At 49.8% G+C, this 22,520-nt stretch carries 21 protein-coding genes, 1 pseudogene and 1 other annotated feature; of the genes and pseudogenes, 7 read left to right on the top strand and 15 right to left on the bottom strand.

All coding sequences use genetic code 11. The annotated features are described in order from the left end of the window. Positions 1-183: 183 nt before the first annotated feature. The 10 genes and pseudogenes from I8U17_RS09455 to I8U17_RS09410 form a co-directional block, all read right to left on the bottom strand. A complete protein-coding gene (locus I8U17_RS09455; RefSeq protein WP_033101488.1) occupies positions 184-1,209 on the bottom strand; it encodes an NAD(P)H-dependent glycerol-3-phosphate dehydrogenase in 1,026 nt (341 codons plus the stop codon). 16 nt (positions 1,210-1,225) lie between these two features. After that, positions 1,226-1,816, bottom strand: coding sequence for a glycerol-3-phosphate 1-O-acyltransferase PlsY (plsY, locus tag I8U17_RS09450; RefSeq protein WP_081943908.1), 591 nt, complete (start codon positions 1,814-1,816; stop codon positions 1,226-1,228). A gap of 34 nt (positions 1,817-1,850) precedes the next feature. Continuing rightward, a complete protein-coding gene (gene der, locus I8U17_RS09445; RefSeq protein ID WP_033101440.1) occupies positions 1,851-3,170 on the bottom strand; it encodes a ribosome biogenesis GTPase Der in 1,320 nt (439 codons plus the stop codon). An 87-nt stretch (positions 3,171-3,257) separates the two neighbouring features. Continuing rightward, positions 3,258-3,881 (bottom strand): hypothetical protein, encoded by a 624-nt coding sequence (locus I8U17_RS09440; RefSeq protein WP_198059323.1) that lies wholly within the window; start codon positions 3,879-3,881, stop codon positions 3,258-3,260. A gap of 268 nt (positions 3,882-4,149) precedes the next feature. After that, on the bottom strand, positions 4,150-5,298 hold the full coding sequence (gene rpsA / locus I8U17_RS09435) for a 30S ribosomal protein S1 (protein WP_033101442.1): 1,149 nt from the start codon (positions 5,296-5,298) through the stop codon (positions 4,150-4,152). Positions 5,299-5,397: 99 nt separating this feature from the next. Next, on the bottom strand, positions 5,398-5,985 hold the full coding sequence (locus tag I8U17_RS09430; RefSeq protein WP_052154285.1) for a lysophospholipid acyltransferase family protein: 588 nt from the start codon (positions 5,983-5,985) through the stop codon (positions 5,398-5,400). A gap of 4 nt (positions 5,986-5,989) precedes the next feature. Then, on the bottom strand, positions 5,990-6,658 hold the full coding sequence (gene cmk / locus I8U17_RS09425) for a (d)CMP kinase (protein ID WP_033101443.1): 669 nt from the start codon (positions 6,656-6,658) through the stop codon (positions 5,990-5,992). Between the two features lie 303 nt (positions 6,659-6,961). After that, entirely contained in the window at positions 6,962-8,308 is a 1,347-nt protein-coding gene (gene ypeB, locus I8U17_RS09420; protein WP_198059322.1) for a germination protein YpeB, read from the bottom strand. 14 nt (positions 8,309-8,322) lie between these two features. Beyond that, a pseudogene (locus I8U17_RS09415) lies at positions 8,323-8,727 on the bottom strand (cell wall hydrolase); the annotation flags it as partial. A gap of 181 nt (positions 8,728-8,908) precedes the next feature. Continuing rightward, complete coding sequence (locus tag I8U17_RS09410; protein WP_181735418.1) at positions 8,909-9,076, bottom strand: hypothetical protein; 168 nt, start codon at positions 9,074-9,076, stop codon at positions 8,909-8,911. 76 nt (positions 9,077-9,152) lie between these two features. On the opposite strand from I8U17_RS09410, the gene I8U17_RS09405 reads away from it, so the two are divergent. Beyond that, a complete protein-coding gene (locus tag I8U17_RS09405; RefSeq protein WP_304650700.1) occupies positions 9,153-10,148 on the top strand; it encodes an asparaginase in 996 nt (331 codons plus the stop codon). 156 nt (positions 10,149-10,304) lie between these two features. Here the strand turns inward: I8U17_RS09405 and I8U17_RS09400 are convergent, their stop codons facing one another. Further along, positions 10,305-11,264, bottom strand: a complete 960-nt coding sequence (locus I8U17_RS09400; RefSeq protein WP_309485173.1) for a YpdA family putative bacillithiol disulfide reductase — start codon at positions 11,262-11,264, stop codon at positions 10,305-10,307. Between the two features lie 86 nt (positions 11,265-11,350). Continuing rightward, positions 11,351-12,634 carry a Glu/Leu/Phe/Val family dehydrogenase gene (locus I8U17_RS09395; RefSeq protein ID WP_198059321.1) on the bottom strand — a complete coding sequence of 428 codons (1,284 nt, stop codon included), beginning with the start codon at positions 12,632-12,634 and terminating at the stop codon, positions 11,351-11,353. 308 nt (positions 12,635-12,942) lie between these two features. On the opposite strand from I8U17_RS09395, the gene I8U17_RS09390 reads away from it, so the two are divergent. Next, the gene (locus tag I8U17_RS09390) at positions 12,943-13,620 is read left to right on the top strand and encodes a PIG-L deacetylase family protein (protein ID WP_198054944.1); all 678 of its coding nucleotides are present in this window, start codon (positions 12,943-12,945) and stop codon (positions 13,618-13,620) included. Positions 13,621-13,691: 71 nt separating this feature from the next. On the opposite strand, the gene I8U17_RS09385 is transcribed toward I8U17_RS09390, so the two are convergent. After that, positions 13,692-14,282 carry a genetic competence negative regulator gene (locus tag I8U17_RS09385; protein ID WP_198054945.1) on the bottom strand — a complete coding sequence of 197 codons (591 nt, stop codon included), beginning with the start codon at positions 14,280-14,282 and terminating at the stop codon, positions 13,692-13,694. 513 nt (positions 14,283-14,795) lie between these two features. Here I8U17_RS09385 and I8U17_RS09380 point away from each other — a divergent pair. Beyond that, a complete protein-coding gene (locus tag I8U17_RS09380; protein ID WP_033101450.1) occupies positions 14,796-15,005 on the top strand; it encodes a ferredoxin in 210 nt (69 codons plus the stop codon). 130 nt (positions 15,006-15,135) lie between these two features. On the opposite strand, the gene I8U17_RS09375 is transcribed toward I8U17_RS09380, so the two are convergent. Then, positions 15,136-15,477 (bottom strand): rhodanese-like domain-containing protein, encoded by a 342-nt coding sequence (locus tag I8U17_RS09375; protein WP_052154286.1) that lies wholly within the window; start codon positions 15,475-15,477, stop codon positions 15,136-15,138. A 154-nt stretch (positions 15,478-15,631) separates the two neighbouring features. Between I8U17_RS09375 and I8U17_RS09370 the strand changes: the two genes are divergently transcribed. Further along, a complete protein-coding gene (locus I8U17_RS09370) occupies positions 15,632-16,126 on the top strand; it encodes an inorganic diphosphatase (RefSeq protein ID WP_033101451.1) in 495 nt (164 codons plus the stop codon). Between the two features lie 36 nt (positions 16,127-16,162). On the opposite strand, the gene I8U17_RS09365 is transcribed toward I8U17_RS09370, so the two are convergent. Further along, positions 16,163-18,316 (bottom strand): ATP-dependent helicase, encoded by a 2,154-nt coding sequence (locus I8U17_RS09365; protein WP_198059320.1) that lies wholly within the window; start codon positions 18,314-18,316, stop codon positions 16,163-16,165. A gap of 187 nt (positions 18,317-18,503) precedes the next feature. After that, positions 18,504-18,731 (top strand) — a binding site (T-box leader). A gap of 66 nt (positions 18,732-18,797) precedes the next feature. On the opposite strand from I8U17_RS09365, the gene I8U17_RS09360 reads away from it, so the two are divergent. The 3 genes from I8U17_RS09360 (at position 18,798) to I8U17_RS09350 (ending at position 22,400) form a co-directional block, all read left to right on the top strand. Further along, positions 18,798-19,952, top strand: a complete 1,155-nt coding sequence (locus I8U17_RS09360) for a pyridoxal-phosphate-dependent aminotransferase family protein (protein WP_033101453.1) — start codon at positions 18,798-18,800, stop codon at positions 19,950-19,952. After that, positions 19,945-21,525 (top strand): phosphoglycerate dehydrogenase, encoded by a 1,581-nt coding sequence (gene serA / locus I8U17_RS09355; protein ID WP_033101454.1) that lies wholly within the window; start codon positions 19,945-19,947, stop codon positions 21,523-21,525. The genes I8U17_RS09360 and serA overlap by 8 nt, the downstream gene beginning before the upstream one ends. Positions 21,526-21,701: 176 nt before the next feature. Next, positions 21,702-22,400, top strand: coding sequence for an SDR family oxidoreductase (locus tag I8U17_RS09350; protein WP_033101455.1), 699 nt, complete (start codon positions 21,702-21,704; stop codon positions 22,398-22,400). The last annotated feature ends 120 nt before the right edge of the window (positions 22,401-22,520 follow it).

The following is a 22,520-nucleotide window of genomic DNA, read 5'->3' as shown; positions in this document are numbered from 1 at the left end:
GAAAATCCGTTAAGAAACCCCCGCCCTTTCAGGCGGAGGAAAGGCTGGGTCATTATCCTTTACTTAAGCCACAACTGATTCCCCTGTCCTTGTTTTCAGTGCTCAAGTTTATGGATAATGATTGAAGCTATTATAGAGTATGAAGCTGACAAACGGCTTGCAACAGGCAAAAAAGCCCAAACGCTACCAACCTTGCACGATCTCTTCCAACTCTTTTGTCCGTCCCCGCCCCATCAGCTCTTTCACCGCCAATGCTGGTTCCTTTCCGGCAAACAGAACCTCATATAACTGTGCCGCGATCGGCATCTCCACATCATAGCGCCGGGCCAGAGCATGAGCAGCCTTGGTGGTTTTGATGCCCTCAACGACCATCCCCATCTCGGCCAAAACTTCCGGCAATTTTTTTCCCTGGCTGATTTTATGGCCGGCCCGCCAGTTACGGCTGTGCCTGCTTGTACAAGTCACAACCAAATCGCCGACGCCTGCCAATCCGACAAACGTGATCGGCTTCGCTCCCATCGCGGACCCCAGGCGGGCGATTTCCGCCAATCCCCGGGTCATCAGCGCTGCTTTGGCATTATCCCCAAAACCCAAACCATCCACCAGACCCGAAGCCAGAGCAATAATATTTTTGAGCGCCCCGCCAACCTCAACCCCGATCACATCGGGATTGGTGTAGACGCGAAAATACCGGTTCATAAACATCATCTGCACTTGCTCCGCCGTTTCTTGGCCGGGAGAGGCGACCACAACGGTCGTCGGGCACTTTTTGATCACTTCCTCCGCATGACTGGGCCCGGACAAAACCGTGATCCGCTCCGCAAATGATTCCCCCAGCTCTTCCAGCAAAACCTCCGACATCCGTTTCCAAGTATCGATCTCAAATCCTTTGACGGCATGAACAACCAAGGCGCCGGGAGCGATCAATCCGCCAACCTCGCGGGCAATCTCCCTCATGGAATGGGAAGGAACAACAAAAACGACCACTTCTTTGCCGGAAAGCGCTTCTGCGAGCGAAGAAGTAGCCGTAAGCTCAGCAGGCAGCTTGATTCCGGGCAGATATTTTTCATTGGTATGCTTCAGGGTGATCTCCGCCGCCAGCTCTTCCCGCCGGGCCCACAGCTCCACCTGATGGCCGTTATCCGCCAACACTTTTGCCAAAACGGTTCCCCAACTGCCAGCTCCAAGTACCGCGATTTTCCGTTTCATTTGTTTCTCCCTCATTTTAAATCTTCCGTTCCTGCCCTTTGATCAAGTTGACAATATTTTGCCGGTGCCGCCAGACGGCCATGGCGGTAATCAGCAACGTGAGCAGCGTCAATGAATAAGGAAAGTGAAGCACAAGCATCACAAGCGGGATCATCACGGTAAAAATGAGCGATCCCAAAGATACATAACGGGTAATGACAATGAACAAAATGGCGAGAACACCTGCGATCAAAGCAGCATAGAAAACGAGCAATACGGTGACCCCCACCGTAGTGGCAATCCCTTTCCCGCCGCGAAACCGCAAGAACACGGGCCAGTTGTGTCCGATAATCGCGGCGATCCCGCATACCATCATCAAGATCTGATTCTGGTGGTCAGCCAAATAGCCCGTCCCAACCGCAGCCATTCCTTTTAAGGCATCGAGCAGAAACACCGCTGCTGCGGGCCCTTTCCCCAAAACCCTGAGCGTGTTGGTCGCCCCGGCGTTTCCGCTGCCGTACTCGCGAATATCGACTCCCTTCAACAATTTCGTCAGAATAAAGCTAAAGCTGATTGAACCGAGTAAGTAAGAGATAAGAACGGGAATCAACCATGACAATGAAAACACGAAAAACCTCTCCCCATTTCATTTTGCTTTCTGCTTACGATTTGTTTTTCTTTCTCATGATGATTCGAAGCGGTGTTCCCTGAAACGGAAATGCCTGGCGCAATTGGTTTTCCAAAAAACGCAAATAACTGAAATGCGACAGCTCCGGATCATTGACGAACAACACAAACGCCGGGGGTTTTACCGCCACTTGCGTCACATATTGCACACGAAAACGGCGCCCTTTTTCCGAAGGGGGCGGCGTGGTGACCATCGCATCCTGAATAACCTGATTCAAAACCGATGTCGGCACACGCATCGCATGCTGTTCCGCCACTTCGGAAACCATCGGCAAAATCTGATGTACCCGTTTTTTGGTCTTGGCGGAAACAAAGAGAATCGGGGCATAGTGCATAAACTGAAATTCATCGCGAATCTTGCGCTTAAAGCGATCCATTGTTTTTTCGTCCTTTTCCACCGCGTCCCATTTGTTTATCACAAAAACCGACGCTTTTCCCGCTTCATGCGCATAGCCGGCGATCCGTTTATCCTGTTCGGCAATCCCCCGCTCCCCGTCGATGACAATCAGGCAAACATCTGAGCGCTCAATCGCTTTCATCGCTCTTAAGACACTGTATTTTTCGACCGATTCATACACCTTTCCGCGTTTGCGGATGCCCGCCGTGTCAATCAAAACATAGGATTGGCCCTCAAATTCAAACGGTGTGTCCACCGCATCGCGCGTGGTGCCGGCAACCGGGCTGACGATCACCCGTTCTTCCCCGAGCAGGGCGTTGACCAAAGAAGATTTCCCGGCATTGGGCCGCCCGATCAGACAGACACGGATGGTATCCTCATCATACTCTTCTTCACTTGGTTCCGGAAAATGCCGGACGACTTCATCCAACAGATCCCCGGTCCCCGTCCCGTGAATGGACGATACGGCAATCACATGCTCAAAGCCCAATTGGTAAAATTCATATACATTGTCGGCGTATTTGATGTCATCGATCTTGTTGGCCATCACGATTACCGGTTTGTTGGTGCGATGCAACATGCGGGCGACTTCTTCATCCGTCCCTGTAATCCCCTGCCGGCCGTCGACGACAAACACAATCACATCGGCTTCTTCAATTGCCAATTCCGCCTGGTTGCGAATGTGATCCATCATTTCATCCTGTTCGCCGAATTCCAATCCACCGGTATCAATCAGGTGAAACTCCCGGCCGTTCCATTCGCTCCGCGAATAAATGCGATCTCTGGTGATCCCCGGCTGATCCTCTACAATCGCGATCCGTTCACCTGCCAATCGATTGAAGATGGTTGATTTCCCCACATTGGGTCTTCCGACAATCGCTACAACTGGTAGACTCATACATAATCCTCGCTTTTTAACCAATATTTCAAGTAATAGAGTAAAGTCATACCTAATCTTATCCATAAATGTTCGCTGAGGCAACCGTCAACGCTTTCTGATCCCCGGAAAACCTCCTTCCCTGATCCACCGCACAAGGGAAGGAATTGGCTCGAGCAGCAGAACAAAGATCGTCAAAGCCAACCAAAACGCGTCCAAAAAAGCCTCTTCCCCGATGACAACGGGACTTAACGCTTCCCTGTGAAAATAGAGCACAATCAAATGCAAGGAAAGGAAGGTGAACGCCAGATAAAACATTTTCTCTCCCAGAACATTGGAAACGGCCAAGGCCCCCAATGGAATCACCGTTGATGTGACAGTGCGAAAGAGAGAATCAGACCAATCCCCGCTCATTCTGAACATTTCATGCCAAATAAACAGAATCGAGCTCGTGCAGATGGAGAAACTGACCAAGCTCAGCAGACGATTCGGGGAAATTTGTTTTAACAATATAAAAAAGAGAAGAAATAAAGAAAAGATTCCCGGATGAATAAAAAGGTCCGGATCCATGCTCAGGGGAAGTCGGATGGCAAACCAGAAAGAAAGCGCCAAAAAAATGAAAAGATCGCGCTTGCCGAGGGATAATTCCTGTTCCAAACCCGGCAACCAACCTGTACAAACGAGAATCGACAAGACGGCCAGGCATAAAAGTGCCAATATCCCGGCTTCCACTTTCTTCCCCCTTTCTGTCCGAATGATTTTTTATAGTTTCCCCTTGCCTTCAGCCGTTTTTGCAAATGGTGGAGGAGTAAAATATTGGGACAGAAACTTTCATGTTCCGTTCTCCCGATCTGGAGCGATGGATGTGAAGTCGTGCAGTCTACTGAAAATTGCGAAAGTCCTGGCGCCACACCCGAACAGCAACCAACTTCACTGCAAAAAAGGACAGAGAAAAGGCTCTTCTCCGCCTTATCCTCTGTCCGTTGCAAAGAATTTCCGATTATTTCAATTTGCGAAGCTCGGGATAAACATCGCCCAAGGTTACATTGAGACCGGAGGATTGAAGATTCTCGAATTGCTCAGCCTCTTCGCGTAACTCTTCCGGTTCAACTTCCTTCATGCTCAGGCTGATCCGTTTTTGTTCGGGCTGCATGTCGAGCACTTTCACTTGCACTTCTTGACCTTCTTCCAGCACTTCAGCCGGAGTGGCCACATGGCGCCGGGAGATTTGCGATACGTGAACCAGACCTTCCACACCCGGATATACCTCAACAAATGCGCCGAAAGATGCGAGGCGTTTCACTTTCCCGGTTACGACATCGCCGATTTGAATATGTTTTTGCACCTGCTCCCACGGACCTTCCTGCGTTTCTTTGATGCTCAGGCTGATCCGTTCCTGCTCGCGGTTTACTTTCAGTACTTTCACTTTTACCCGGTCGCCTTCTTTGAGCACATCCGCCGGATGTTCCACTCGATGCCAAGCCAGTTCGGAAACGTGAACCAGTCCGTCAACGCCGCCAATATCCACAAATGCACCAAAATCGGTCAAGCGCTGAACCGTTCCCTCCAGCACTTGCCCTTCTTCCAGCGAGGCAAGCGTTTCCTCTTTTTTACGGTTCAACTCATCTTCCAAAACCGCTTTGTGGGAGAGGATCAGCTTATTTTTCTCCGGATCGATTTCAATCACTTTCAGAGTGAGTTCCCTGCCTTTGTAATCCGTAAAATCTTCGACGAAATGGCGTTCAACATGGGAAGCCGGGATAAATCCGCGCACACCCACATCGACGACCAGACCGCCTTTGACGATGTCCGCCACGGTTGCTGTCAGTGTTTCGCCTGTTTCATATTTGCGTTGCAGTTCGCTCCAGGCAGCCTCAGCGTCGACCGCTTTTTTGGAGACGATCAGTTTGTCTTCGTCTTCGCGGATGCGCAGCACTTTCACTTCCACTTCGTCACCGACGCTTAAAACGTCAGACACCTGATCAACATGCAAGCTGGACAGTTCGGAAATGGGCAATACAGCTTCAAACTTGTATCCCACATCAACCAGAGCCTGATTGTTTTCCACTTGGACGACTTTCCCTTTCAATACATCGCCCACTTGCAAAGTGGTAACTTCCGTTAATTCAGATTTCATTTCTTCGGTCATAAACGAGCCCCTCCTCAATCTCCAAACAATCTAAAATCCTTTATGATATAAGATCAGAGTGAAAAAGGTTCATGATTGTTCCTTTTTCTGATGATCTAATTACCGATGTTGATCAATCATTTGTTTAATCTCATTCATGATGCGATCAGTAAGTGCAGCAGCTTCTTTCATCCCGATTTTCTCCCGGGCCGGGGAAGTCACTTCAATTGGCTGTCCAAATATGATCCTCACGGGTCGAAATAAGCGATAAGGCCCGATAATCGCTGCCGGAACGACAGGTGCTCCTGCTCTGAGGGCAATCAGGGCCGCACCGGTATGCGCTCTACCAAGCTTTCCGTCCCTTGATCTGGTTCCTTCAGGAAAAATCCCCAGCACCTTCTCTTCCTGCAAGAGACGAAGCGCCTGTTTAAGAGCTTGCAGGTCCCCGCTGCCCCGCTTGACCGGAAATGCGCCCAGCACTCGGATCAACATAGAGAAGAGGGGAATGCGAAACAATTCCTGTTTGGCCATGAAATGGATTCTCCGATCCATGGCAGCTCCCAACAGCGGTGGATCAAGATTGCTTATGTGGTTGGCACAAATAACCACAGGCCCTTCTTTGGGAATATGATGAACTCCTTCCACTTTCCAACGATAGAAAAAGGAAAAGAAGCTGCGAACCGCTATACGCAATGAAGCATATAACATTATCTTACTCCCTGTTGCTCAATTTGTTACGACAAAGTTGCAGAATGTTTTCAACAATTTCCGCAATACTGCGATGGGTCGTATCGAGGAGCAGCGCATCATCCGCCTGTTTCAAGGGGGCATGCTCCCGTGTACGGTCTTGGTCATCGCGCTCGCGTATCTCTTTTTTCAACTGCTCAAGATCTGCAGGCAATCCTTTGGCTTTCATCTCGTTATAGCGTCTCTTTGCCCGCTCTTCGATGGAAGCCGTAAGGAAAATTTTCAAGTCGGCGTGCGGCAACACGTTTGTGCCGATGTCACGTCCGTCCATCACTACATTTTGTTTTTCGGCAATCTCCCTCTGTTTATTCACCAGCACCCTTCGTACCCCTAACATGCGGGCAATGGTGGAGGCCGCAGCCGAAATTTCCGGTGTCCGGATTTCATGGGAAAGATACTGCCCATTTATGGAAATTCCTTTTGGATGAAGGGTAAACGTGAGCGATTCCGCCAACCGGGTGACGGATTCTTCATCCTGCAACGGGATATTATCCCGAAGCGCTTTCCATGCCAGTGCCCGGTACATCGCTCCAGTATCGATGTAGACGAGCCCCAAACGTTTGGCTACCTGACGAGCCACTGTGCTTTTTCCGGCGCCAGCCGGTCCGTCGATTGCTACCAAAAAACGTTTCATAAAGCCCGTAAGTCCTTCCTAAAACGGGATAAAAAATGGCGAGAGCAGGCCGTGCCTGCTCGATTGGGTTTACTTTATTCGATTCCATCGATCTCAAGTACAATCCCTATCGAAAAACTCGACCCTGTTTTTCAGCCAATCTCGCGCTATGTATTCCTTTTTTACACGGAGATATAGGAAATTAGAACTAGCCCTGTATCTCAAGAGCAAGGAAAACCTGTTTAAAGAATAACATAATTTTGTCACAGTTGCAATGAAAACAATTAAATGAGCCGATTTTATTATATCGGCCCACTTAAAAGTTTAAATTTGATCCGCGTCGGCCTTTTCAATGCGATCGACCATCTCTTCGCTTCCGTCCAACGCATTGATGAAGATGCGGTATTGAATTTGATCAATTTGCCCCAAAAATTCGTAGCACAAAACCTCTTGTCCCTTGTCATTGTAAATAAGAGCGAGATTGCTTTTTCTCACTTTCAAATGGGAGTTTAATTTTTTCTTCGCCTCCGCTTTGGTCAGTTTCGGCTTTATTTCAGGACGTTTGATCTTGTTGAAAACATATTGTTCAGCTTGCAATCCCATGATTTCCCCATTGTCCAACGCCACTTTTACCACCAGGGTTTCCGGATAAATGTAAACCCCGTTTTCCCGGTGAACAAAATTGAAGGACACAATATTCCCCGTTTCATCATGAGAAATCGGAACCATATGAACATAACCGATGCGGTTCAGGAAGTTTTGGGCATGGCGAAGTGCCTGCTCCATGCTTAGATTCTGCCGTTTTACCGGGCGGTCGTAGATCATCCAGACCATGTGGCCGCCTTTGGCTGTCAGTTCGGTATGAACATCTGTATTTTTTGCACCTCTGTAGAAAACGCTGTAACTCTCATAATCCCCGTTCTTGTTCAGGGTAACGGAAATCCCTTTGGTTGAGTGTTTTCCAAAGGCTCTGGCCACGATCTGTTTCGCCTGTTGCGGGGTAATTTTGGCACCGGAAATATTTTTGGCCCGTTGCCGCTCATGCGCCTCCATGTTGCTGACGCTCGGTCCCCAGTCGACCTCCGGAAATTCTTTCACTTTCTGGTTTACCAATTTAAAACCGTCGATAATGGTGTTATCCATTTTTTTGTCTTCTGTGGCAACCGCCAATTCGACATCCATCCAGCGCAGGTTTTTGTCAAGAACCTTTTCTTGAACCGTTGCCAAATCGTCCCGCACCTGTTTGGACTGATTATACAAGGTATGCAATGTTTTCCACTCTTTGTTGTTTAAGGGGTGTTTGTTCAGATCACGAATCCCGACACTGTACGCAAACCGGCCGACGCGGGACAAGAACTTTTCCGCCTGATCAAACGGCATCAGAGTAAGCGGCAATTGACCGATATCGCTCTGTGCGTCATATGCCAGACGCCAGACGTTGGTCATCGAATTGGAAACCTGTTTTTGGGTGTTGAGCGCCAATGATTTGCCCAACTCCCCCTGCAACTTGTCCATATGGTTGTTCAGGTCATGAAACGCTCTTTGATACGTATTTTCCGCTTTGATGAGGATGGAGTTTTTATCCTGATGTTCCTGATACCCCCATGCCGCTACGGCTACGAAGGCAATTAATGTAATAGGGAAAAGAATGGCCGCCACCCTGCGGTACATGGCAACACGCCTCCTTATTCACAAAAAATGTGTTTTCCAATCTTCAGTTTCTGCGGTCTGGACCAAATCCATTTCGATGTGGCCGTGGCCGGATTAAAATAGTAAATGCAACCACCGGTCGGATCCCATCCATTGATCGCGTCCATCACCGCTTTTCGTGCCGTTTCATTCGGCTCCAGCCAAACTTGCCCGTCGCTTACAGCGGTAAATGCCCCCGGTTGGTATACAACCCCCGCTACCGTATGGGGAAATTTTTCACTTTCCATCCGATTTAAAATAACAGCTGCGATTGCGACTTGACCGATATAAGGCTCTCCGCGCGCCTCACCGTAAACCGCGCGCGACAGCAAGTCAATTTCATTTTTGGAAAAGCCGCCGCTGCTATTTCCCGCATTTGCCGCTTTCACAAAATCGCCCCCGCTTCCGCTGACGAAAACAACCACCAGGAAAAGGGCCGTCATAACTCCTCTCTTTATCCAATTTCTCACTGTCATTTCCTCCGTCTTTCGTATTCTTTTGCTAGTTTGAGCGGGGAAAACACAGATTATGCAAAAAGAAAAGCCCGGGTCGGTTGACCCCGGCAGCCGAGACTGACTTTCCTCAAGGGAGATAAGGTTCTTTATGGATTTCAAAATCCCCGGTATTGTCGCACAGGCAACGCTTAAATCCCGTCTCAAGTTTTCCTTTGCGCATCCGTCCTTTTAAGATAAAATGCTCTCCACACTGGTTACAATGAATATTGACAACGTATTTTTCATTGTCATTCATCCGCTTTTCCCCCTTTCCCTCTTTTCGTATTATTGACAGCGAATGCCCTGTCCCATACGATAGAGGCGGGTTTACTATGAAGCAAGAAAGGTTGGCGCAACAGATGAAGAAAATCATCGTTCTCACAACGGGAGGAACGATTGCAATGTCGCAAAGTGACGAATCCGAAGGTGTCAAACCGCAGGATCCGAAAGCGCTGCAAAAAACGCTTCCCTTCCTTAACCAATTTGCCGATGTGGAAATGGAACACCTGTTCAACCTGCCCAGTCCGCATATCACCCCGCACGAAATGTATGTCCTCGCCAAACGGGTTCAATCGCTGCTCCAACACGATGCTGACGGAGTGGTCGTCACTCACGGCACCGATACCCTTGAAGAGACGGCATACTTTTTGAACCTGGTCATCTCAAACGATAAGCCTGTCGTCATTACGGGAGCCATGCGCAGCCAAAATGAACTGGGGGCCGACGGTCCCTATAACCTGGTAAATTCAGTCCGCGTCGCCGCAGAGGAAGAGGCGAAAGGCTTTGGCACCCTTGTCGTCTTCAATGATGAGATCCATTCGGCCAAGACGGTGACCAAAACTCATACTAGCAATGTCGCCACATTTCAATCTCCCGGGCTGGGGCCGGCAGGATTGATTACAAAAAGGAACATCCTCTTTCATCGCGAACTGACGCGCGAAAAAATCTTGCCCCTCTGCTCCCCAAAAGCGAAAGTGGCATTGATCAAGGCCGCAGCCGGAATGGATGACACCATGATCCGTTGGGCCGTGGACAGCGGCTATCAGGGGATCGTCATTGAAGCGCTTGGCCAAGGAAACCTGCCGCCCGCCATGCTTCCGGGAATAGAGCAGGCCTTGGAGAAACAGATTCCGATCGTCCTCGTCTCCCGCTGCTATCATGGCTATGTACAGGATACGTATGATTACATTGGCGGCGGCCGGCAATTAAAGCAGATGGGCCTGATCTTCGCCAACGGGCTGAACGGCCCGAAAGCCCGCATAAAACTGATGCTGGCACTTGAAGTAACCAATGATCGCACCGAATTGGAAACTTACTTCAAAATATGATTTATCCCTACAAAAAGAGAAACTGCACCTACCCGCGGCAGATGCAGTTTCTCCCGAGCCTTGATTCCGTGAAAATATGTTGGTGGTCGGTCATCAGCGTTTTCCGGCTTTTCTTGCAAGGTGCTTAAAGACACATCCCCGGATTGTCCCGGCCATTCAGGAACGCTTTCTGCGCAAGTCCCTAGCAATCATTCGCCCATGGTGGCGGCCGTTTTCGATAAAGATTTTGGTCGAGTCATGGCCGGTTGCCACCACGCCAGCCAGATACAGACCGGGAATCGTGGTCTCCATCGCTTCCGTTAAATAAGGAACACCGGTATCCTCATCAATTTTTCCGCCCAGGCGCCGAACCGGTTCAAGGTTGGGGCGATAACCGGTCATGGCAAACACGGTATCCGCGGGGATCTCAATTTGCTTTTCGTTCTGCTCGATGACCACGCTGTTCGGTTTGATCTCTTTCACTTCAGAACCCCAGTACATCTTGACCCTTCCTTTTTCAATCGCTGCTTCAATCACGGGTTTTACCCATGCTTTGACACTTGGGCTGAATTGTTCTCTTCGGTAAACCATGGTCACGTTTGCCCCGACATGATGAAGATCAAGCGCCACATCGATGGCCGAGTTGCGCCCGCCGATGACGACAACGTTCTGATCGGCATAGGGATGGGCATCATGGAAATAATGATGGACATGGTCTGATTCTTCCCCGGGTATATTCATAAGATGGGGATTGTCATAATATCCTGTTGCCAACACAACCGCCGGCACTTCATAAACCCGCTTTTCATCCCTTTTTGCCGTAACCACCCGGAAACCGGAGTCCGTCCGGTCCATTTGCACCACTTTTTCATAAGTATGGACGTTCAGCTCATGCACCCGGCAAACGGTGCGAAAATAGGCGAGCGCTTCCTGCCGGGTCGGTTTTTCATTGATCGTAATAAAAGGAATGCCACCGATCTCCAATTTATCAGCCGAACTGAAAAAAGTCATGGATAAAGGATAATGATAAATGGAATTCACCAAACAACCTTTTTCAATAATCAGTGGCTCGAAACCCTCTTTTTTTAGCTCAATCGCAGCAGAAATGCCACATGGCCCTGCTCCTACAATAATCACATCTGTCAATCCAGCCACCTCCTGCGATACAAAAGAAGAACACCCGGAAAAAACAGGGTGTCCTTCTCACACTGCTTCTTATTATACTATACCCAGCCACGAAAGCGAGATGCTTCTGCCATTTTTCGCACGCCGACCATATACGCGGCCAGACGCATATCCACTTTCCGGTTGTTGGCTGTATTGTAGACGTTTTCGAAAGCCCTTACCATAATGTCTTCCAATTTTTGTTCAACTTCTTCTTCAGACCAATAATAACCCTGGTTGTTTTGTACCCACTCAAAGTAAGATACAGTCACACCGCCGGCACTTGCCAATACATCCGGAACAAGCAAAATGCCCCGTTCGTGCAAAATTTTGGTGGCTTCGAGAGTCGTCGGACCGTTGGCGGCTTCCACGACAATGTCCGCTTTGATACGATGGGCGTTTTTGGCTGTAATCTGGTTTTCCACAGCAGCAGGCACCAGAATATCACAGTCAAGTTCCAACAGCTCTTGGTTTGAAATCGTATCCTTAAACAATTTGGTTACCGTACCGAATGAATCGCGACGATCCAATAAATAATCGATATCAAGTCCGTCGGGATCGTGAAGGGCACCGTATGCATCGGAAATGCCGATCACCTTCGCCCCCGCATCATGCATAAATTTGGCCAGGAAACTTCCGGCATTGCCAAAACCCTGAATCACGACGCGGGCTCCTTTGATGTTTAAACCACGTTTTTTCGCAGCTTCGCGGATCATGAGCGTCACGCCCTTGGCAGTCGCCGTTTCACGCCCGCGGGATCCGCCCAGCACAAGCGGTTTGCCCGTAATAAACCCCGGAGAATCAAACTCGCGGATACGGCTGTATTCGTCCATCATCCACGCCATGATTTGCGAATTGGTAAAGACATCGGGTGCCGGGATATCTTTGGTCGGCCCTACGAGCTGGCTGATTGCACGGACATACCCGCGTGAAAGGCGCTCCAGTTCGCGAAAGGACATTTTGCGCGGGTCACAGATAATGCCTCCTTTTCCGCCGCCATAAGGCAGATCGACAATCCCCGCTTTTAAACTCATCCAGATTGATAACGCTTTCACTTCGGATTCTGTTACATCCGGGTGGAAACGCACTCCTCCCTTGGTCGGGCCAACAGCGTCATTGTGTTGAGCGCGATAACCTGTAAATACGGTAACCGTTCCATCATCCATCCGGACGGGAATTCGTACCGTTAACACACGCAATGGCTCTTTCAAAAGTTCGTAAACCGATTCAGGATATCCTAATTTTTCCAACGCCTCTTTAATCACCGTTTGAGTTGAAACAAGGACATCCAGATTTTCCTGTTCATCCGGTTGATGACCTGTTGCAACTGACTGTTGTTCCATCCTGACCACCTCAGAAAAATTACTACTAAGCCTGTTAAACATTTATCAGTATACAATAATCCTCAAAATATCTAAACTCTTTTCTGTAAAAGTTTGCTGGTCGGATCGTGTATTCCACTTCCCTTCCCACGTTCCCCGTGGTCGGTCAGACGGACACCACTCCCCTCCCGATTTTGCTTAAGTCCACACCGAAATTTCGCCGGACTAGTCACGAATGATACCTGCTACTTTCTCCACAGCGAGAAATATGAGAAAATAAGTCCGGGTTCCCAAACCGCTCGATCGTTTCCCAAGGAGGAAGTATGGAAATGTCAGAAAAAAACATTCTTTATTGTTTTGCTCACCCCGATGATGAAACCTTTACCTGCGGAGGAACGATTGCTCGTTTCCACTCCCTGGGGGCAAAGCAAACACTGTACTGCGCAACCCACGGCGACGCCGGAAAAACGGGAAATCCTCCTGTTTGCAGCAAAGAAGAACTGGGTCACGTGCGAACTCAGGAACTGCAAGAAGCGGCGCAAATCTTAGGAATCGACAACCTGATCCTGCGTGATTTCGGAGACGGTCGGCTGAAAGATCAGCCCTTTTCACGGTTGGTTGAGGATATACGATCGGTACTCGAACAGATTCGACCGGAACTCGTGATTACCTTTCCACCGTCCGGCATCTCCGGCCATCAAGATCACAAAGTGATTCAAAAAGCCACACTCGCCGCTGTTGAGCAAATATCATTCCCTACCAAACTTTACTATATTGTCATTCCGGAATCAATTGCTAAGTTGCATGCAAGAGCGGTTCATACAGTTCCGGATGCATATGTATCCAGGAAAATTGACGTTACTGCTTATCGCGACAAAATCGCCCAGGCGCTCAAAGCCCATAAAACACAACATCTTTCCGTCGAGCGCGCCTTTCCCGGCGTCCTGGAAGGTGACTGGACCCGGTTGCGCTCCGAAGAATATTATCAATTAGTTATACAAAAATAAATTTTTTTATTCACCTGCAAGCATGATGAATGAATAGGAAAACGCACCCTGTTTTGGGTGCGTTTTTTATCTCATCCAAAATATCGAATGATTTGGTTAATCGCATCTTGATCGCACACGGTTTTACCATACTCGATCAGCAGGGGTTCTGTTACGGTAGAAGGCTCGCCAAATTCGGAAAGGATCGCCACCAGGGTTTGGAGATCATCGATTTCCAAATCACGGCCAAACACCAAATAGTATCTGTTCTGATATGCGTACAGACGTCCGCCCTGCTTCACGAGAGAACTCATGCGCATCGCAGCCTGAATGACGTCTTCGAAGTCGGCAAAACGGAAGATGATATCTTCTGTCTCTTCCATGGTTACTTCGAGTTCATACAGTTCTTCATCATGTTCAAAATCATCCTCCGCTTTCGATGTACGCCCACGGGTGACTACCACTACCATTCCCTGTGCGGGTAAGGCAAATACTTCCACCGCGACCGGACCGGCCACTTCAAAGCCCAATTCCTGATAGGCATGTTCCATCATGTCATTGAACAACTCGTGAACTTTGGGGATATCACGCCACATATCTTCCCTCTCAATCCCACGGTCAGCGAGATCATCCAAGGTCAAGAAGAAGCGAATTTTATCTCCCCCAAGACGCTCGACACGCATGGCCTACCCTCCCTCGCTGGAGACCTCCCAATACTAAGATATGTGAAAAATAAACGCTCTGTTACGAGGTCAAGTCTCCTATTTTTCTTTATGAATATCATACACAAAGAAGCGGGTACTTGCATAGTCCAAGCATGGCAAACAGCATATCATGATGCCGGGGCCACGCACAAGATCCGTTTTCATTCAATTCATTTGCTTGAATGAAAATCTCCCCGCATTCCATGTCAATATTTTACTGATGCTTGGCCACTCCCGCAAGAGGCATCAACTTTCCGGGAAAGTCAAGCAGCACTCTGCTCCCGTGATCGCCGCAATGATCCTGATTTGCCTGGAAGAAAACGAAGGAAAAAATGATCATGCGTTCATGTCCTCAGGGTATGCATCCATTCTCTTGACTTTCGGTTCTGTGGATGGTTTGCTCCTTGCAATTCTAACCAAATCATTCTAAAATGGGGATGTTGGAAGTGGACTTAGCTCATTCGGAATATTCATGGGAGGAGAATTATTCTTATGCGCACTTGGGTAGACAAAGATACTTGCATTGCATGTGGAGCTTGCGGTGCAACTGCTCCGGATGTCTATGATTATGATGAAGATGGAATCGCATATGTAATTCTTGATGATAACACAGGAACGGCCGATGTCCCTGAAGACCTGTGGGACGATGTCCGCGATGCGCAAGAAGGTTGCCCGACTGACTCCATTAAAGTTGAAGAGTAAAAAGCACGGAAGAGTAACCATGGCCTAAAAGCTGCTCAGTTCCCTGAGTGGCTTTTTCGCTTTTGTCGCAAAAGAAAGCGAGCTTCCTCCCTCCCCGAGCCCGCCCTCCTTTGTCACAAAAGAAACCGCACTATCCTTGACGCAGATCCCCTTCTTCCAAATACAAACTCACTTCCGCCAATCCGCCATCCACATTGACGACATCGGCAAAGCCATGATCTGACAAAAAACGGACGACATGCAGGCTGCGAATCCCATGTGCGCACATCACGTATATTTTTTGCTCCGGATCCAGTTCATGAATGCGCTCGGAAATGGATCCCATTGGGATAAACTTGCAGTTCTCCAACCGGGCCATCCTCCATTCTTCCGGCTCGCGGACATCAATCACTTCATTGGGATGAAGGGCTCCGCTTTTGTACTTTCGGGCAAATTCTTCCGCAGAAATATGGGATGGATTTTGGTTAGCCATTGCTCATTCTCACCTTTTTTTCCTTCATTTTAACACAATCCGTCCCCCCGGCACTTTCCGGAGTCATTTTATTTGCGTCTTCGCCTAAAACCGACTACAATGGGGGTTAGGTAATTTTTATCCCTTAAAGGATACATAGTTAGGAGGATGTGGAATGGCAAACAACCTCGTAGTTGATGCATTCATCGAAATTCCCACAGGAAGCCAAAACAAATATGAATTTGACAAGGAAAAAGGGGTATTCCGCCTCGATCGCGTTCTTTATTCCCCGATGCATTATCCGACCGAATACGGTTATCTGGAAAACACCCTTGCCGAAGACGGAGATCCGTTGGACATTCTGGTACTCACCACGTTCCCCACTTTCCCGGGCTGCGTGATCTCCAGCCGTGTCATCGGGGTATTGCTCATGTCCGATGACAAAGGTCCGGACGAGAAATTGCTGGCCGTTCCGGAGGATGATCCACGCTTTAACGGAGTGAACAGCCTCGATGACGTGCCGCCCCACATTCTGAGCGAAATCGAGCATTTCTTTAAAGTGTACAAAGACCTGGAAAAAAAAGAAACCAACATCGTTGGTTGGAGAGATGCCGATTTTGCGGCCAAACTGTATGCCGAGTGCCAAAACCGCTATCAGCAAAACAAATAAAAAAACAAGAAAACCCTGGCTTCGCCTCCACGGAAGTCAGGGTTTTTTTGCATGCAGTTCAATGAGTCCCAGCTGTCTTGACAATTCATAATGAAGACTCTGCAATCCATCCGCAAACCGGACCATGATTTTTCGTCCGGGAGCAACTCCTTCCAATCTCGCCACCTCGGTGACGACTCCTTCACCGAATTTGATATGATTCACCCTCATTCCCTGTGCGACCTCTTCATGGCTGAAGCGAAGTTGCGGCTGCTCCCTGCTCCTTTGCCGCCATGCCGCCGCTTCCGGCAGCCGTTTGGGTTGCAGCACCGGATCGCGATCTGATTCCTCCCCGCCGGCAAAGCCCATTTCCTTTAGAAAAGGGGAGATTCCACTCCGTTTTCCCTGCCTCGTCTTGCTGGCGGACAGATACAATTCTTTCCGGGCCCTGGTGATGCCGACGTAAAAAAGGCGGCGTTCCTCCTCCCAGGCTGCGTTTTTCCGCTGTTCCGGAACCTGGAGACTCCGGTAATGAGGAAGAACCATGGCGTGCAAACCGATCAGAAAGACCCGGTCAAATTCCAACCCCTTGGAACGGTGAAACGTCATCAGCTTCACTTTGGCCTGCTCATCCGGTATTTTCAGGCGGGCTTCCACTTTTTTTGCATGCTCCATCAATGCTTGTCCGTCGGAAAACGGCTCGGCGGCGAGCAAGAGCTCATCTGCCGGCTCCATCAAACTGGTGAGATCCGAACCGGTCTCCTGCGCAAAAGCTTTTAAGTATCGATCATATCCGATCGTTTCGCGGATGGCGCGAATCGCTGCCGCAGCGGACATGTTTTTCAGCGAAAACACATGTTCACGCATCTCCTTGAAATAACGGATCTGGTACGGCTCCAAACCCGGCAGATGCGGCAACGCCTCCAGCAACGACAAATTCCGCTTGCGCGCCAAATTCCACAGAGCATCCAGCCATTCTTCGCCGAACAGGTATCGCTTCGGTTTGTTGATGATTCGCGCCAATGCATCGAGATCATTCGGGTCGGAAGCCAATTTCAAATAGGCAAACATATCCTGCACCTGAAAGCGGCGGTAAAAAGAGTATGAACCATCATTCACAAAAAAAGGGATATTCCGGCGAACCAACTCATCGATAATCGCTCTTGCCTGTGTCAGGGTGCGGAACAGGATGGCCGATTCCTTTCCATCGCGCAAACAGAGAAGAATGCGCCGGGCTTCATCGTTTTCATCCTCCGGCTCCCACCAGTTGATGCGGGTTCCCGTTTTTCCCGTCCCGATTCGCGTTTTGGGTTGCCGCAAACGGTTTTTCCTGATCAGTCGCTCGCTGAGCCCAATAATCTCCTCTGTTGAACGATAATTGACCGTAAGGATAATTCGCCTCGCTTCCGGAAAATCCTCACTGATCTTCAACATAAACCGGGGATCGCTTCCCCGAAATCCGTAAATGGCCTGGTCATCATCCCCGACGGCAAAAAGGCAGCGGTGCCCGGCAGCCAGCTGGATGAGAACGTCGTATTGCACACGATTGATGTCTTGAAATTCATCCACCAGAAGATGGCGAAAGCGATTTTGCCAGTAGTCCCTGAAACCGGGGCGCTTCAACCGGCTGTAAACGGCGAGCAGAATATCGTCGTAATCCCATACCCCCTCTGCTTTCTTCCTCTCTTCATAAGCGGAAAAAACATCGCGAAATAAAACATTTTTCTGCTTTTGCACCTTTAATTGCCCCGGCAATATCGCGTTCCCTTTGCAAAGGCCGATCTGATTGAGATATGTACCAATGGTCTCTTCATCCGCAGGCTGCTCCTTCTGCCCCAAAATCTCCCGAATCCATCCCGCTTGTTCCTTCGCGCCAAGCAATGGCGGCGGAAACTCCCCGCTCTCCCGCAACATACGGAAAAAAAGCGAGTGAAAAGTCCCGATGTACATCTCTTTACTCTGTCCGGGCGCAATCTGCTCCAATCTCGCTTTCATCTCCTGCGCGGCTGCACGGGTAAATGTGACCACCATCAATTGGTTTGCTGAATTCCCCTGTTCCAGCAAATACAAAATCCTGCGCGTCAATACCGTGGTTTTTCCGCTCCCGGGCCCGGCAAAAACGGCAACCGGCCCTTCCGGCGCCGTAACCGCCCGGCATTGCTCTTCGTTAAGCCCGCTTAAAATCATCTCTTTCACTGTCGCATTCATCATTGCAACAAATCCCTCCTTTCCCTCAGGTGTTCCGTTCCGTTTTTTCAATTGAAGGCAACCTATATCTTAACACAAAATTTTCAACCGGTGGCCCCTCTGCAAGGAAGCGAATCTTGCCCTTCTTTTTCAAAATTTCAGGTTGACACAAATACATTACCGTGCTAAATTAATTATCAAATTTCAGAGTAGAAAAACGATGATGGAGCCAAACATCACGGAAAACTTCCCAGAGAGCCGATGGTTGCTGCGAATCGGCAAGTTTTCGGATGTGGAGCACTCCGGAGCGGCTGGTTGAATTTGAAGTAGGCTGGCACGGCAGACCCGTTATCCATGAGTCCTGATCCTGGACTTGCCAAGGTTGTCGGTGTGAACCGGCAACAAATGAGGGTGGCACCACGAACCTCTCGTCCCTCCGATCCATTGGGATTGGTATGGGCGTGAGGTTCTTTTTATTTTGATCTCATTGAAGGTGGTAAGAATCATGTCCTTTTCCGACAAATTCCATTTGCGCATTCCCGGCCCGACACCGGTTCCGGCGCGTGTGATGCAGGCGATGCAAAAACCGATGATCGGTCATCGAAGCGGTGAAGCTTCTTCACTCTATTTGGAATGCTCTGCCAAATTAAAACTGGTTTTCGGCACCAAGACTGATCCTCTTCTCCTCAGCAGCAGCGGAACCGGCGCTTTGGAAGCCGCCGTCGTGAATACCGTCTCACCGGGAGAAGAAGCGGTTGTCGTGGTGACCGGCGCTTTCGGAGACCGGTTTGCCAAAATCGTGCAAAAGTATGGAATTACCTTGCACCGCTTGGATCTGCCTTGGGGGAAAGCCTGCGATCCGGATCTGTTGGCCTCGTTCCTCCGGCAACATCCTGCGGCCAAAGCTGTCTTTTTCACCTATTGCGAAACATCTACCGGCGTCTTAAATCCGGTCCGGGAGTTGGCCCAATCCGTTCGTGAACACTCTGATGCGCTGGTGATTGCCGACGGTGTCAGCTGCCTCGGCGCCGTTCCCTGCAAGATGGACGAATGGGGCATCGATATCATGGTCACCGGTTCGCAAAAAGCACTGATGCTCCCGCCCGGCCTCGCCTTTGCGGCAGTCAGCCAACGCGCATGGAAACAGATTGAACAAAATCCGACCCCGCGCTTTTATTTGGATCTGCTCGCCTACCGTAAGAATTTGGAAAAAGAAACTACTCCCTATACGCCGGCGCTTTCCCTTCTCTACGGTTTGGCAGAGGCTCTTGCCATGCTGGAAGAAGAGGGATTGCCCCGGGTCTTTGCCCGCCACGAGCGATTGAAAACCATGACCCGGGCGGGAATCAAAGCCCTCGGTCTTGAACTGATGACCTCCGATGCCGACGCTTCTCCCACCGTCACATCCGTTTACGGCGGCCGTGAGAAGTGGGAAGCAGAAACGCTCCGAAAAGAATTGCGGGCACTCGGGGTCGGCGTCGCCGGCGGACAACAGCATCTTAAGGGAAAAATCTTTCGCATCGGCCACATGGGATATTGTGATGAACTGGATATCTTGACCGTGCTGTCAGCTCTGGAGATCGCCCTCATCAAAACAGGCGTCCCGGTTGAGCTCGGCAGCGGTGTAAAAGCGGCACAAGAGGTGATGCTTCATGTATAAAGTTTTGATAACGGATCCGCTCAGCGAACAGGGAATTTATCAACTGCTGGAAGCAGAAGATGTGGAAGTGAAAAGAAAACCGGGTCTGACCGGTGAAGAACTGTTTTCTGCCATCGAAACCGCTGATGCCTTATTGGTGCGAAGCCAAACCAAAGTGACAGCAGAGCTGATCGAAAAAGCAAGCAGGTTGAAAGTGATCGCCCGTGCAGGGGTCGGTGTCGATAATATCGACGTTCCGGCTGCCACCAAAAAGGGGATTATCGTCGTCAATGCCCCCGACGGCAACACCATCTCCACAGCCGAACACACCTTTGCCATGCTGATTGCCTTGGCGCGCAATATCCCGCAGGCTTATCGCTCTGTGATCAGCGGAGAATGGAACCGGAAAAATTTTGTCGGCGTGGAACTGAACCAAAAAACGTTAAGCATCATCGGACTGGGCCGGATCGGCACAGAACTGGCCAAACGGGCCAAAGCGTTCCGCATGAATGTCGTCGCCTTCGATCCTTATCTGTCAGACGAGCGCGCCGCCAAAATCGGGGTAAAAAAAGCTACATTTGAAGAAGCGATTGCAGCGGGGGATTTCATTACGGTGCACACCCCTCTGACCAAGGAAACCCGGCATTTGATCAATAAAGAAACCTTCTCTCTGATGAAGGACGGCGTTCGCATCCTTAACTGTGCACGCGGAGGAATCATCGACGAAGAAGCGCTTTACGACGCCATTCAATCGGGGAAAGTGGCCGGAGCGGCGCTGGATGTATTTGAAAACGAACCACCGGGTGAGCACCCTCTCTTTTCCCTTCCGCAAGTGATTGCGACTCCCCACCTGGGAGCATCCACTCTGGAAGCACAAGAAAACGTGGCGGTAGACGTGTGCGAGGAAGTTTTGCATATCCTGCGCGGCGAACCGTTTAAAAATGCGGTGAATCTTCCTTCCATCCCGGCCGAACTGCAACAAAAGCTGGCGCCGTACCAGGAATTGGCCGAAAAACTCGGCAAATTTATTTCCCAAGTGGCCAGCGGGGCATTGACGAAAATTACGGTTACATATTCCGGAGAAGTGGCCGAATTGGAAGTGGCCCCCCTTACCCGTACCATTTTAAAAGGGGTTCTGTCACACCACTTAACCGATGTAAACTACGTCAATGCACCTCACCTGGCCAAACAGCGCGGCATTCAAGTCGTCGAGCAAAAAACGGCAAACACCCACGGCTTTACCCAATTGATCAAAGTGGAAGTAGTGACGGCAACGGATATTCGCAGCGTTGCGGGTACCCTGCTGAACGGCTTCGGGTCGCGAATCACCAAGATCGACGACTATCCGGTTGATGTGACACCACAGGGTCACCTGGTCTTTGTCCAGCATCGTGATCAGCCCGGGGCAATCGGCCGTGTCGGCACACTCCTCGGCAGCCATGATATCAACATTGCCACCATGCAGGTGGGACGTCAGGCGATCGGCGGCCAGGCAATCATGGTCTTGCGAATTGATAAACCACTGCCCCAATCGCTGATTGCATCTCTTCAGGAATTAAAAGAAATTCAGTCTCTGATCGAAATTGATCTATAATATAAGTGTAAAAGCAGGGGAACCCCGTTCCTCTGCTTCTTCCTGTGCGGAAAGCTTCCGTCTTTCCCGCACAACCTGTATGAAAAATCGAAAGCGCACCAGCAGGAACGCGAGAAAGCAGGGGGCATCACGCTCAACCTGCAAAGCACTTTCACAGATAAAAGGAGGGTATCCATTTGAGCAGTTTAAGTGGAAAAGTCGCAATTGTAACCGGAGCGAGCAAAGGGTTGGGCAGGGCGATTGCCACACGTCTGGCCCGAGGCGGAGCTCTGGTTGTCGCCGCTGCGCGCAGCAAGGAAAAACTGGAGCAACTTCAACAAGAAGAGTCGCAGAAAATCGTCTCCTTTCCATGTGACGTGACCCGGGCGACAGAGGTCAAAGCATTGATCGATTTTACCCGAGAACGCTTTGGACGCCTGGACATTTTGGTCAACAACGCCGGCATCGGCCGCTTCGGCAAAGTGGAAGATCTATCGGAAGACGATTGGGATCAAATGATGGCCGTCAATCTGAAGGGAGCCTTTCTGGCTTGTAAATATGCCATCCCCCATTTAAAGGAAACTGAAGGCCATATCGTTAATATTTCCAGTATTGCCGGAACGGAGAGCTTTGCGGGCGGGGCTGGATATTGCGCTTCCAAATTCGGGTTGATGGCCCTGTCCGATGCACTCACCTTGGAACTAAAGCCGCACCAGGTAAAGGTATCCACAGTATGTCCCGGATCCATCAAAACGGAGTTCGGCCGCCACAAAGATTATGCGCTTGAAGCCGAACAAGTGGCTGAAACGGTTTGGACGATCGTTTCCGCTCCAAAAGGGGTGATCATCAATCAGGTGAGAATGAGACCCCTTGTTCCACGCGAATACCAGAAATAAAAAAATGCCTGGCGCTATGCCAGGCTGAGATTGATGACAAACCCCCCCCTTTTCTTCGGAAAAGGAATGGGGTTTTGTATATTTCTAGGATATATACAGATAAAGTAAACCTGATGTGAC

Origin of the sequence: Thermoactinomyces sp. CICC 10521, from assembly GCF_016055135.1 — a bacterium.
Classification (GTDB): Bacteria; Bacillota; Bacilli; order Thermoactinomycetales; family Thermoactinomycetaceae; genus Thermoactinomyces_A; species Thermoactinomyces_A daqus.
This window is presented reverse-complemented; position numbering and strand designations above follow the sequence as displayed.